Source organism: Pseudonocardia sp. ICBG162, assembly GCF_020496225.1.
Taxonomy (GTDB): domain Bacteria; phylum Actinomycetota; class Actinomycetes; order Mycobacteriales; family Pseudonocardiaceae; genus Pseudonocardia; species Pseudonocardia alni.
On sequence record NZ_JAHLJD010000019.1, the window covers coordinates 425,099 to 437,984 of the forward strand.

A 12,886-nucleotide genomic window follows, 5' to 3' on the forward strand; every position below is an offset into this window, starting at 1 on the left:
ATGGCACGAGCGTTGATCGTCGTCGACGTCCAGAACGACTTCTGCGAGGGCGGCGCCCTCGCGGTGGCCGGCGGGGCCGTCGTGGCCGCCGGGATCGGGCCGCTCGCGACCGCCGGCCGCGACGGGCGGGTCTACGACCACGTCGTCGCCACCCGGGACGTGCACGTGGACCCGGGGCCGCACTTCTCCGACACCCCGGACTTCGTCGACTCCTGGCCGCCGCACTGCCGCGCGGGGACGCCGGGCGCGTCGTTCCACCCGGCCCTGGACGTGGCGCCGATCGAGTGCGTCTTCGACAAGGGCGCCTACACCAGCGCCTACTCCGGGTTCGAGGGCGCGAGCGGGAACGAGTCGGGCACGCCGCTGGGCGACTGGCTGACCGAGCGCGGGGTGACCGAGGTCGACGTCGTCGGCCTGGCGACCGACCACTGCGTCCGGGCGACCGCGCTCGACGCGTCGCGGCTCGGGCTGGCGACGACGGTGCTGCTGCACCACTGCGCCGGGGTGGCCCCGGAGACGACGGAGCGGGCGCTGGCCGCGCTGGCCGAGGCCGGGGTGGAGCTGCGCACCGCCTGAGCCGGGCACCGGCCGGGAACGCGTCCCGGCCGGTGCCGGTGGCTCAGCCTGGATCCACCGTCGATCTTGAGCCGCCAGGTTGTTGATCTTTTGGGACTGGTAGTGGTGCCGGGGCGCGGGTGAGCCGCCGGACTGTCCGGCTGTTCCACTGGTGTTCTCCGGTCGGCCCTGGTGGGGGGTGGTCAGGACGCTGCGGGGAGGGGGTCGTGCAGAGCGCGGCGGAACAGTTCGTCCAAGCCGGGTTCCCAGGGCCAGTCCCGGGGGAGGTGGACTACCTGTTGGTGCGCGGAGTGCGCGACCCGGGCGGGGGTGACGATGAGTCGTCGGCGCAGGCTCGCGGCGCGTTCACGGGCATGCCGGCCGCCGGCCAGGGCACCGGCGGCGCGGGTGAGGTTATGGGAGATCGCGGCGCAGACCAGCCAGGCGGCGTTCGCGGTGAACACCCCGGAGGGCAGGTGGGCGAGCGGGCCGTTCTTCAGTTCGGCGATGACCTGCTCGATGATGGCGTGGTCACGGTGGGTGGCCTCCGCCGCCAGCATCGGCTCGGGGGTGTCGGTGAACACCGCGTGGTAGCGGTAGACCGCGAACATCTCCGACTGCCCGGCCGTGACGGTGCGGGGGTTGAGACGCCGCACGCGGCGCACGATCAGCCGGGCGGTGACGTGGTCTGCCTTGCGGCGGCCGGTGAACGCGGTGAACGACACTTCGGCGACCTCGGCGTCGGAGATCCAGCGTTGCTCGTCCTGGTCGTAGATCGCGTTCGGGTAGCGGATCGCGGTCCACGCATCGTCGTCGATGCTGCTGATCGCCCTGGTCACGGTCTTGGTGAGTCGGGCGGTGACCGAGAACCGGGCTCCGGCGCGGCGGCAGGTGTTGATGATGTCGTGGCCGTAGTAGGCCGAGTCCGCGCGGACCAGCAGCATCGCGTGGCGGGCGCTGCCGGCACCGATCCGGCGTGCAGTGCCCAGCGCTTCGGCCAGCAGCCGGGGCGCGCCGCGGGCGGAGTTCGTCGCGCCGCGCCGCAGCCGGGTCGCCGCGATCACCGGCGCCGCGGCCGGGGCGGACAGCACCGCGAGCAGCGCGTTCAACCCTTTCACCCCGGTGTAGCCGCGTCCGGCGCCCTGCTTGGCGTACCCGTAGGTGCGGCGCACCGTGTCATCCAGATCGAGGTAGGCGACCTGATCGGCGCTCCTCAGCAGCGGGGTCGCCGCGGCGAGCCGAGCCAGCAGGCGCGCGGCGACGGCGTCGAGTTGGCGGACGTGACCGAAGGTGAACCGGCGCAGGAACGTCCCCAGCGTCGATGGAGCCCGCACCTGGTCGAACACCCGGCCCATGCCGCCGTGGCGCAGCATGTCCATGTCGGTGATCGAGTCCGCCCCGGCGACCATCCCGCCGATCAGCGCGGTGATCTTCGCGGCCGCGTTCGCGGCGCCCGTCCCGGTCAGGGTCAACGTCTCGGCCAGCAGGGACCGCAGCCCGCACCTGGCGGCCAGCGCCATGACCGGGACCAGCCCGACACACGACACGAGATTCGGATCATCGAAGCGCACGCTGATCGCGCGGCAGGCGTGGGATAGTCGCATCCAGCGGATGCCCTTCTCTGCAGGGATCGATGTTGCCGTGGTAAGCACATCTTCCCAGCTCAGAAGGGCATTCGTGTGTCACGACCCGCCCCTACCGGCGCATACCTGCGGTGGATCCAGGCTCAGCGGCGCTCGGCGGTGGCGACCGGGGTGGCCCGGTCGTCGTCGGCCGGGGTGGCGCCGTCGTCGCCGGAGCGCTCCGGGGCGGCCGGGACACCAGGCGGGTCGACCGCCCCGACCGGGACGGGGCCCGCGTCGGTGTCCCCGTCGTCGTCCTTGGCGAAGGAGCCGACCTTCACGTAGAAGTCGTCGCCGTGGTTGTCGGTCGCCCAGTCGACGGCCTGTTCCATCACCTCGGCGCTCTTGACCGCGCGCAGGATGACCTTGTCGCGGCGCACGTCGCGGTGCAGGGCCACGCACAGCAGCACCATGATCACCACGAACGGTGCCGCGACCAGGATCGTGAGGTTCTGGATGCCCGACAGAGCGTCCTCACCCCCCGTGACCAGCATCAGCACCGCGACCGCGCCCATCGCGGCGCCCCAGAAGACGACCACCCACCGGCTCGGCTCGATGGTGCCGCGCTGGGACAGCGTGCCCATCACGATCGACGCGGCGTCCGCGCCGGACACGAAGAAGATCGCGACCAGGACCATCACCAGCAGGCCGGTGGCGGTGGCCCAGGGGTAGGCGCCGAGCATCTGGAAGAGCTGGACGTTGGAGTCGTCGGAGAACTGCGCGCCCTGCTGGGCCTGCTCGACGGCGGTGCCGCCGAAGATGCAGAACCAGACCAGCGAGACCAGGCTCGGCGCGAGGATGACGCCGCCGACGAACTCACGGATGGTGCGCCCGCGCGAGATCCGCGCCAGGAACATGCCGACGAACGGCGTCCACGAGATCCACCACGCCCAGTAGAAGACGGTCCAGCTGGACAGCCACTCCAGCATCGGCTCGCCGCCGACGGCCTCGGTGCGCCCGACCATCTCGAAGAACTGCGCGAAGTAGGCGCCCAGCGCGGTGGGCACCAGGTCCAGGATGATCACCGTCGGGCCGACGACGAACACGAACAGCGCCAGCGCCCCGGCCAGCACCATGTTGGTGTTGGACAGCCACTGGATGCCCTTGGCGACCCCGGACACCGCGGAGAGGATGAACGCCGCGGTCAGCACGACGATGATCGCCGCGAGCACGCCGGCCCCCGGCACCCCGTCGACCCAGCCGACGGTCTGCATGCCGCCGCCGATCTGGAACGCGCCGAGACCGAGGGACGCGGCCGAGCCGAACAGCGTCGCGAAGATCGCGAGGATGTCGATCGCCTTGCCGATCGCCCCGTCGGCGGCCTTCTGCCCGATCAGCGGGACGAACGCCTGGCTGATCAGCTGCCGCCGGCCCCGGCGGAAGGTGGAGTAGGCGATCGCGAGCCCGACGACGGCGTAGATCGCCCACGGGTGCAGCGTCCAGTGGAACAGCGACGTCGCCATCGCGACCTGCATCGACTCGGTCGTCGCCGGCGCGGCGGACCCGGGCGGCGGGGACCGGAAGAAGGTCAGCGGCTCGGTGACCCCGAAGAACATCAGCCCGATGCCCATGCCGGCCGAGAACATCATCGCGATCCAGGAGACCGTGCGGAACTCGGGCTCCTCGTCGTCGGCGCCGAGCCTGATCCGCCCGAACCGGCTGAAGGCCAGGAACAGCGCGAAGGCCACGAAGGCGGTCGCGGCGAGGATGAAGCCCCAGCCGCCCCCGCGCATCAGGGCCTCGATCATCCCGGACGCGGTCGTGCGCAGGCTCTCCGGCGCCGCGACCCCCCAGACGACGAACAGCAGCGCCAGCGCGGCGCCGATCCCGAAGACCGTCCAGTCCGTGCGGGGGCGTTCCGGGGGTGCTCCGGGGTCCTCGGTACACGACCGGGGATCGACCTGCGTCATGACGTCTCCACCTCTGTCCGGGTGCGGGGGAAGTGCGGTACGTGCGCCGCTCCGTGGGTCGTGCGGGCCCGCCGCCGGGATCGCCGGCACGACGGGGGGCGGGGAGCGGGTGCCGCCGGCCCGGGAGAGGGGCGGCGGACGGGCGGCGATCGGCCAGGGTCGCGACCCGGCAGCACCTGCTCCCCATCAGATACTCGATTAATATATCTGTGCACGTTATGATGAGGCCGAAGCGGCGGTCAAGCCCCGACCAGCCGCCCGGAGCCCGACGACACCGGAGTCGCCACCGTGCCCCCAGCAGTTCCGTCACCCCACCCGCGGCGACCGGCCCACGCCCCGGGCCTGCACGAACACCACCGCTGCGGCCCCTTGACACCGACCCGGGAGACGCGCTCCCATCGTGGTGCGCATTGAGCGACTCGTTGCTTGTTACGCAACAGTTTCCGGTATTTCTCGTGTGTTTCCGCGGTCCCGATCGCCGCCGTCGTCCTCGTGTCGGAATCCCACTGCAGGAGGTGATCCGCTGTGCCGCAACGTTTCCACCGTGACCGCACGCCGGTCGCCTCCGGCGCCCGGCCGTCGCGCGGGCCCCCGGTCCCGCGGCGCCGGCCTCCGTAACGCACCGATGCCGTCGCACCGATCCCGAGCTCGGCCCGCGAGGACGTCACCTCGTCGACGCGCCCGACCTCGACCCGACCCGCCAGCCGCCCCATCCCGACCGTCGCCCACGAGGAGTACCGCCATGACGACCGGCGAGTTGTCGAACCCCGCCACCGGGGGTCAGAGCCTCCCGGACAGCCTGCGAGAGACCCTCGCGGGCCACTACTACACCGACCCCGCGATCTTCCGGGCCGAGCAGGACAACATCTTCCACAAGACGTGGTTCTGCGCGGTGCTGGCCGCGGACCTGGACAAGCCCGGCGCGTTCGAGACCGTCCAGATCGGGCGGGAGAGCGTGATCGTCACGCGGGCCAGGGACAACTCCGTGCGGGCCTACCTCAACGTCTGCCGGCACCGCGGCGCGCGGCTGTGCACGGAGGAGAAGGGCGAGGTCAAGCGCTCCTTCCAGTGTCCGTACCACGCCTGGACCTACGGCCTGGACGGCAAGCTCATCGCGGCGCCGAACCTGAGCTCGATGCCCGACGTCGACAAGGTCGAGTACGGCCTGCACACCGTGCACGTCCGCGAGTGGCTGGGCTACGTCTGGCTGAGCCTGGCCGAGGAGCCGCCCTCGTTCACCGACACGGTGATCGGTGACGTCACCACCCGGCTCGGTTCGCCGGACGCGATCGTCGGCTACGACGTCGAGAACCTGAAGCTCGGCCGGCGCATCTCCTACGACGTCAAGGCGAACTGGAAGCAGATCGTCGAGAACTTCATGGAGTGCTACCACTGCGCGACGATCCACCCCGAGCTCACCGAGGTGCTGCCGGAGTTCGCCGACGGCCTGGCCGCCCAGTACTTCGTCGGGCACGGCGCGGAGTTCGGTGAGGAGATCCAGGGCTTCACCGTCGACGGCTCGGAGGGGCTCGCCCGCATCCCCGGCGTCGCCCAGGAGCAGGACCGTCGCTACTACGCCATCACCGTGCGGCCGTCGGTGTTCATCAACCTGGTCCCCGACCACGTGGTGTTCCACCGCATGTTCCCGCTGACCGCCGAGCGCACCCTGGTCGTCTGCGACTGGCTGTACCTGCCCGAGGTCGTCGACTCCGGCGCCGACATCGACCGCTCGGTGGAGCTGTTCCACCGGGTCAACGTCCAGGACTTCGACGCCTGCGAGCGCTGCCAGCTCGCGATGGACTCGCGCTCCTACGAGAAGGGCGGCGTGCTCGTGCCCAGCGAGCACCACATCGGCGAGTTCCACGACTGGGTGCGCGACCGCGTGGGCTGATCCCCCGCACCACCACGGACGCCCCGCCCGGCCCCGCCGGCGCGGGGCGTTCGTGTGTCCCGGCGCGCGGCCGGGGTCAGAGATGGCGGCGGAAGAACGCGCTGAGGGACCCGACGGCCCGGTCGACGTACTCGGGCACGTCGTACATCTCGTAGTGGCCCGCGCCCTCGACGACGACCGGGCCCTCCGCGTTCGGCGCGAGCCGTCGCAGCCGTTCACCGTCCTCGTACTGCCCGGTGGAGCCCCGGCGCCCGGCGACGACCACCTGCAGCGGTTGGGTGAGCAGCCGGTCGGCCAGATGGAAGGCGTCGAACCCGATGAGCAGGGAGTCGCTGCGGCGCAGGCGACGGTTCGTGGACCGCTCGTGGTGCCCGCGGGGCGTGCGGTAGTAGGTGACCGCCTGGAGCGCGTCGACGTCGGTGAGCCCGGCGGCCGCCGCGTCCTCGGCCGAGTCCGGGAGCCAGTTCACGCGGTCGAGGGTCCCGCCCAGCACCTCGGCGGTCCGCTCGGCGGCGAGGTCGTCGAGAGCCGTGGCGACCCCGTCGGCGGCGGGCCCCCGGCCGCGCCGGGCGGCCCCGATGTCGACGGCGACGACGGTGCCGAGTGCCGCGATGCGGTGGTCCGTCCGGGCGGCGTGGACGGTGTAGCCGCCACCGGCGCAGATGCCGAGCGCGCCGATCCGCGCCGGGTCCACGCCCGCGACGGTCGTCAGCGCGTCGACGGCGTAGGAGACGTCCTCGCTCCGCCGGTAGGGGTCCTCCAGGTCGCGGGGCTCGCCTCCGCTCTCCCCCTGGTGGGCGGGGTCGAACGCGAGGGCGACGAACCCGGCGGCCGCGAGCCGCGCCGCGTAGCCGGCGGCGATCTGCTCCTTGACGCTGCTCCCGGGGCCGCACAGCACGACCGCGGCGCAGGACCCCGCGGGGTCGAACCCGTCGGGCAGGTGCAGCGCGCCGGCGAGGTCGACCGGGCCGCGGGGGATGACGAGGGGACGGGGCATCCGGACCGCCTCCGGGGTGGGTTCGGTGCTCCCGCATCTCGTCCGGGAGCAGTACTGGTCCGACCGACAGTGAACCAGTGAGGGACCGCGCCACGGCGGAGGGCGTCGCGTGCCGGGACGCGGAACGGCCCCGCCCCCGCGGTGCGGGGACGGGGCCGTGGGCTCGCGGAGCGGGCGCTACCGGAAGACGACCGTGCTGCCGCCGGTCAGCAGCACCCGGCGCTCGCAGTGCCAGCGCACCGCGCGGGACAGGGCGAGCGCCTCGGCGTCGCGGCCGACCATCTGCAGCGCCTTCGGGTCGTAGGAGTGGTCGATCCGGATCACCTCCTGCTCGATGATCGGGCCCTCGTCCAGGTCCGGGGTCACGTAGTGCGCCGTGGCGCCGACCTGCTTCACACCGCGTGCGTAGGCCTGGTGGTAGGGGCGGGCGCCCTTGAAGCCGGGCAGGAACGAGTGGTGGATGTTGATGGCCCGGCCCTCGAGGGCCTTGCAGGTCTCGTCGGAGAGCACCTGCATGTAGCGGGCGAGCACGACCAGCTCGGCGTCGAACTCGTCGACGAGCGACAGCAGCCGTGCCTCGGCCTCGGGCTTCGTCTCCGCGGTCACCGGGACGTGCACGAACGGCAGTCCGGCCGCCTCGGCCATCGGGCGCATGTCCTCGTGGTTGGAGACGACCGCGACGATGTCGGCGCCGAGGCTGCCGGCCCGCCAGCGGAAGATGAGGTCGTTGAGGCAGTGGCCGAGCTTGGAGACCATCACCAGGATCCGGGCGGGGACGCCGTCGGTGAAGGTGAAGCTCATGCCGAACTCCGCGGCGACGGCCTCGAAGTCGCGGCCGACGGCGTCGAGGTCCACGTCCTGCTCCGCGCCGACCTGGGTGCGCAGGTAGAGGCGGCCGCGCAGCGGGTCGTCGAACTGCTGGTACTCGCCGATGTCGCAGCCGTGCTCGAACAGGAAGGCGCTGACCGCCCGCACGATGCCGGTGCGGTTCGGGCAGTCCAGGGTCAGGATGAAGGAACGGGACACGGCGGCCTCTCCTCGGTCGGACGCGCTCCGCGGAGACCGCGGCACGGTGTAGATAGTGCATTGATATATCAGTCTTAGTCAAGAGGTGTGGGCACGTCCGGCGACTGTTAGGCACGTCTGTCGCGTTAACATGCGACCGTGACCGCATTGCCCGACGACGCCGAGCCGGAGTACACGTCCCTCGCCGACAAGGCGTACACGGTGATCCGGGATCGGCTGATCATGCTCGACATCCCGCCGATGACGGCCATCGACGACGTCGCCCTCGCGAAGTCCCTGGAGGTCGGTCGCACCCCCGTCCGGGAGGCACTCAAGCGGCTCGAGATCGACCGGCTGGTCGTCTCCTACCCGCGTCGCGGGACGTTCGCGACCGGTGTCGACATCACCGACCTCGCCTACATCTCCGAGATCCGTGTGCAGCTGGAGCCGCTCGCCGCGCGGCGCGCCGCCGAGTACGCCGGCCCCACCACGCGGGCCGACCTGGCCGAGCTGGCCGACACGATCGACCGGATCGACGTGCGCACGCTGGACCGCGACGAGCTGATGCGCTGGGACCTGCAGGTGCACCGGACGATCTACGAGGCGGCGGCCAACCCACACCTCGAGGACACCCTGATCCGCTACGACAACCTGGCGACCAGGATCTTCTGCCTGTTCCTGGACCGGATGACCCACTTCGACCAGCACGTCGGCGAGCACTCGGGCCTGCTGCGGGCCATCGCGGGCCAGCAGGCCGACGAGGCGGCCGACCGGGCCCGCGCGCACGTCATCGGGTTCGAGAAGGCGGTCCGCGAGGTCGTCTGAGCCCGGCTCAGACGTGGGCGCGCGCCGAGCGGACGGTGTGCGTCAGCAGCAGGGCCGTGGTCACCGGTCCGACACCGCCGGGCACCGGGGTGAGTGCCCCCGCGCGGGTGGCGACGTCGGCGGCGTCGACGTCGCCGACCAGGCTGCCGTCGGGCGCGGTGTTGGTGCCGACGTCGACCACGACCGCGCCGTCGGCGACGTGCTCGGCGCGGATCAGCCCGATCCGCCCGACCGCGACCACGAGCACGTCCGCGGTGCGGGTGTGCTCGGCCAGGTCCTTGGTGTGGCGGTGGCAGATGCCGACCGTCGCGTCGCGCTGCAGCAGCAGCTGCGCGGTCGGCTTGCCGACGACCAGCGAGCGCCCCACGACGACCGCGCTGCGCCCGGCCAGCTCGACGCCGTGGTGGTCGAGCAGCTCGAGCACCGCGGCCGCGGTGGCCGGCGGGTAGGCGGGCAGCCCCGCGGCGAGCCGGCCCGCCGACAGCGGGTTGGCGCCGTCGACGTCCTTCTCCGGGACGATCGACGCGGCCAGTTCCTCGACCCGCACGCCGTCGGGCAGCGGGGTCTGCAGGATGATGCCGTGCACGGTGTCGTCGCTGCTCAGGCGGGCCAGGGTGCGGCCGATCAGCTCGGCGTCGGCGTCCGGGCCGAGGTCGACGACCTCGCACTCCACACCGACCCGGCGGGCGGCGCCGGACAGCGAGCGGACGTACCAGCCCGCGCCCTCGTCGGCGGTGGCGACGACGACGGCCAGCCGCGGCGCGACGCCGAGGACGGTGAGCGCGGCGGCCTCGGCCTGCACGCCCTGGCGCAGCTCGCGGGCGCGCGCGGTGCCGTCGAGCAGCACGTGGTCGGGGTGGGGGGTGGGTGGCGGGGTCATCGGCGGATCTGCTCCCGTACGTCGTCGGTCACCTTGTCGGCCCGGCGCAGCAGGTCGTCGACGCCGGTCAGCGCCGCCTCCAGCTCGCTGCGCGCCGGCGGGTCGGTGAGGCCCGCCAGGTTGATCTCGACGTTGAGCCGGGCGGTGCTGGCCGCGGCCCGTGCGGCGTCGGCCGCCGCGCCCACGTCGCTGATCACGTTGGGGTTGCCGATCGGCCGCAGTCGCTCGGCGAGGTCGACCACCTGCTCCGCGGCGCGGATGACCTGCGCCGGGATCCGGCCCGCCTCGACCAGTGCGGCGGCGATCGCGGCGGTGCGGGCCCGCTTCGCCTCGTCGGTGTCGCGGGGCAGCGTGTAGGCCGCGCCGACGGCGCCGAACGCACGGGCGTCGTCCTCGGCGAGGCCGAGGCCGGTGATGCGCAGCTCGTCGGCCCGGTTGCGGACCGCCAGCACGGTCTCGGCGTGCTCGGCGTAGCGCTCGCCGTCGGTGTAGCGGGCGACCATGCCGAGCAGGGCGGCGGCCTGCGCGAGGTGCAGGCCGGCCGTCGCGCCGCCCCCGGGGGCGGGGACGCGGGCGGCCAGGTCCCAGAGGAACCGGTCGAGGGTGTCGGAACGCATGGGGGTCCTTCCGTGCGGCGGTGCGACGGGCGGGGTGGCACGTCGGCCCGGGGCCCGGCCGGGTGGGCCGGGCCCCGGGTCGTGCGGGTCAGCGCCGGATGCGGCTCATCTCCGGGTCGAACAGCGGCTCGGCCGCGACCGAGGCCCGGATCCGGCGGTCGAAGTACTGGATCTCGACCGTCGATCCGACCGGCAGTCCGGCGGGCAGCCAGGCGTAGGCGATCGGGGTGCCCAGGGTGTAGGCGTACGCCGCGGAGGTGACGTAGCCGGCCGGCTCCCCGTCGACGAGCACGGCCTCGTGACCGAGGACGACGCTGCGGCCGTCGTCGATCGTGAGGCAGGTCAGCCTGCGGGTGACGGCGTCCGGGTCGATCTTCTCGACGGCCTCGCGGCCCACGAAGTCGCCCTTCGTGTGCGGGCGGACGGCGAAGCCGAGCCCGGCCTCGTAGGGGTTGTGCTCGGTCGAGACGTCGGCGCCCCAGGAGCGGTAGCCCTTCTCCAGCCGCAGGCTGTTGAACGCCGCGCGCCCGGCCGCGACGACGCCGAGCGGGCGCCCGGCCTCGTACAGCACGTCCCACAGCTTCCGGCCGTACTCGGCGCTGGTGTAGATCTCCCAGCCGAGCTCGCCGACGTAGGACAGCCGCATCGCGGTCACCGGGATGCCGGCGATGTGCGCGGACATCGCGCGGAAGTACTTCAGCCCCTCGTGGGAGAAGTCGTCGCGCGACAGCGGCTGCACCAGGTCGCGGGCCAGCGGGCCCCAGACACCGATGCAGCAGGTACCGCCGGTGATGTCGCGGACGACGACCGAGTGGTCGTCGGGCAGCGCGCGGCGCAGGTGGTCGAGGTCGAGGTTGGAGTTCGCGCCGACCTGGAACAGCTGCTCGCCCAGCCGGGCGACGGTGAGGTCGCTGCGGACGCCGCCGGCCTCGTCGAGCATCAGCGTGTAGGTGACCGCGCCGACGGACTTGTCCATCTTTCCGGTGGTCAGACCCTCCAGGAACGCGCAGGCGCCCGGCCCGGACACCTCCAGGCGCTTCAGCGGGGTCATGTCGTACATCGCGACCGCGGTGCGGGTCCTCCACGCCTCGACCGCGACGACCGGCGAGTGGAACATCGCCGACCAGGCGTCGCGGGACGGGGCGCGCCACTCGGCGGGCATGTCCTTCGCCAGGGCGGCGTTGGCCTCGTACCAGTGCGGGCGCTCCCAGGCGTGCGACTCCAGGAAGAACGCCCCGAGCTCGCGCTGGCGGTCCACGAACGGGCTGGTCCGCAGGTCGCGCGGGGACAGCTTCGGCTGCAGCGGGTGCAGCACGTCGTAGATCTCGACGAAGTTCTGCTGCGAGGTCTCGTCGACGTAGGCGTCGGTGGTCTCGACCTCGTCGAAGCGGTGCACGTCGCATCCGTGCAGGTCGAGCTCGCTGCGGCCCTCGACGAGCAGCTGCGCGACCGAGCGGGCGACGCCCGAGGAGTGGGTGACCCACACGGCCTCGGCGATCCAGAAGCCGGCGACGTCGGCGGACTCGCCGATCAGCGGCCCGCCGTCGGGGGTGAAGGAGAAGACCCCGTTGAAGCCGTGCTCGATCTTGGACCGCTGTAGGCCGGGCAGCAGCTGCGTGCTCTGCTCCCACTGCTGTGCGAAGTCGTCGGAGGTGAAGGGCAGCATCGAGGGCTGGGTGCGCTCGCCGACCTCGCCGTCGCCGACCTCGGGCAGCTCGGAGATCGACACCGGCATCGGGCGGTGGGCGTAGGAGCCGATGCCGATGCAGTCGTTGTGCTCGCGGTAGTAGAGGTCGGCGTCCTGGTGGCGCAGGATCGGCAGCCGCGCCTCGACGAGCTCGTCGTTGCGTCCGACGAGCTGCTCGACCTGGGTGGTGCGGGCGTACTGGTGGGCCAGCGGCAGCAGCGGCACCCGCATGCCGACGAGCTTGCCCAGCTCACGGCCCCAGAACCCGGCGCAGGACACGACGATGTCGGCGGGGACGGTCTCGCCGTCGGCGGTCTCGACGCCGGTGACCCGGCCGCCGGACTGGGCGATGCCGGTGACGCGCACCGAGCCGCGGAAGACCGCGCCGCGGGACTCGGCGCGCCGCGCCAGCGCGACGACGGCGCGGGCGGCCTTGGCCAGGCCGTCGGTCGGGGTGTGCAGGCCGCCGAGGACCTGACCGGCGTCGAGCAGCGGGTGCAGGCGGGCGCACTCGGCGGCGTCGACGACCGACGCCGGGACCCCGCGGGAGACTGCCCAGCCCTGCTTGCGGTGCAGGTCGGCGAGCCGCTCCGGGGTGGTCGCGACCTCCAGGCCGCCGACCTGGTTGAAGCACCAGCCGCCGTCGACGTCCAGGCTCTTCAGCTTCTCGACGGTGTAGGTGGCGAACGCGGTCATGGTCTTCGACCCGGTGGTCTGGAAGACCAGGCCGGGGGCGTGCGAGGTGGAACCGCCGGTCAGGGGCAGCGGCCCCTGGTCCAGGACGGTGATGTCGGTCCAGCCGCGGGTGGTGAGCTCGTCGGCCAGGTTCGCCCCGACGATCCCGGCTCCGATGATGACGACGCGGGGGGTCATGGTGGTCTCCTTCTCGGTGGTCGT

General features: G+C 72.6%; 10 protein-coding genes. 3 read left to right on the forward strand and 7 right to left on the reverse strand.

The window, feature by feature from the left end:
* Positions 1-576 carry an isochorismatase family protein gene (locus tag KPL60_RS20510; RefSeq protein WP_226355503.1) on the forward strand — a complete coding sequence of 192 codons (576 nt, stop codon included), beginning with the start codon at positions 1-3 and terminating at the stop codon, positions 574-576.
* Positions 577-758: 182 nt separating this feature from the next.
* On the opposite strand, the gene KPL60_RS20515 is transcribed toward KPL60_RS20510, so the two are convergent.
* Both KPL60_RS20515 and KPL60_RS20520 read right to left on the reverse strand, forming a co-directional pair.
* On the reverse strand, positions 759-2,159 hold the full coding sequence (locus KPL60_RS20515) for an IS1380 family transposase (protein ID WP_226365313.1): 1,401 nt from the start codon (positions 2,157-2,159) through the stop codon (positions 759-761).
* A 122-nt stretch (positions 2,160-2,281) separates the two neighbouring features.
* Positions 2,282-4,087, reverse strand: coding sequence for a BCCT family transporter (locus KPL60_RS20520; protein ID WP_226355502.1), 1,806 nt, complete (start codon positions 4,085-4,087; stop codon positions 2,282-2,284).
* A 742-nt stretch (positions 4,088-4,829) separates the two neighbouring features.
* On the opposite strand from KPL60_RS20520, the gene KPL60_RS20525 reads away from it, so the two are divergent.
* On the forward strand, positions 4,830-5,978 hold the full coding sequence (locus tag KPL60_RS20525) for an aromatic ring-hydroxylating dioxygenase subunit alpha (protein WP_226366855.1): 1,149 nt from the start codon (positions 4,830-4,832) through the stop codon (positions 5,976-5,978).
* 76 nt (positions 5,979-6,054) lie between these two features.
* Here KPL60_RS20525 and KPL60_RS20530 read toward each other — a convergent pair whose 3' ends face one another.
* Positions 6,055-6,975: an alpha/beta hydrolase gene (locus KPL60_RS20530; RefSeq protein ID WP_226366856.1), complete on the reverse strand. Its 921-nt coding sequence runs from the start codon at positions 6,973-6,975 to the stop codon at positions 6,055-6,057.
* Positions 6,976-7,152: 177 nt separating this feature from the next.
* Positions 7,153-8,001, reverse strand: a complete 849-nt coding sequence (gene purU / locus KPL60_RS20535; protein ID WP_226355499.1) for a formyltetrahydrofolate deformylase — start codon at positions 7,999-8,001, stop codon at positions 7,153-7,155.
* A gap of 138 nt (positions 8,002-8,139) precedes the next feature.
* Between purU and KPL60_RS20540 the strand changes: the two genes are divergently transcribed.
* Positions 8,140-8,805 carry a GntR family transcriptional regulator gene (locus KPL60_RS20540; RefSeq protein WP_226366857.1) on the forward strand — a complete coding sequence of 222 codons (666 nt, stop codon included), beginning with the start codon at positions 8,140-8,142 and terminating at the stop codon, positions 8,803-8,805.
* Between the two features lie 7 nt (positions 8,806-8,812).
* On the opposite strand, the gene KPL60_RS20545 is transcribed toward KPL60_RS20540, so the two are convergent.
* The 3 genes from KPL60_RS20545 to KPL60_RS20555 form a co-directional block, all read right to left on the reverse strand.
* Complete coding sequence (locus KPL60_RS20545; protein WP_226355497.1) at positions 8,813-9,685, reverse strand: bifunctional 5,10-methylenetetrahydrofolate dehydrogenase/5,10-methenyltetrahydrofolate cyclohydrolase; 873 nt, start codon at positions 9,683-9,685, stop codon at positions 8,813-8,815.
* Positions 9,682-10,302, reverse strand: a complete 621-nt coding sequence (locus KPL60_RS20550; protein ID WP_226355496.1) for a cyclodeaminase/cyclohydrolase family protein — start codon at positions 10,300-10,302, stop codon at positions 9,682-9,684. Before KPL60_RS20550 ends, KPL60_RS20545 begins: the two co-directional genes overlap by 4 nt.
* An 88-nt stretch (positions 10,303-10,390) precedes the next feature.
* A complete protein-coding gene (locus KPL60_RS20555; RefSeq protein WP_226366858.1) occupies positions 10,391-12,862 on the reverse strand; it encodes an FAD-dependent oxidoreductase in 2,472 nt (823 codons plus the stop codon).
* Positions 12,863-12,886 lie beyond the last annotated feature (24 nt).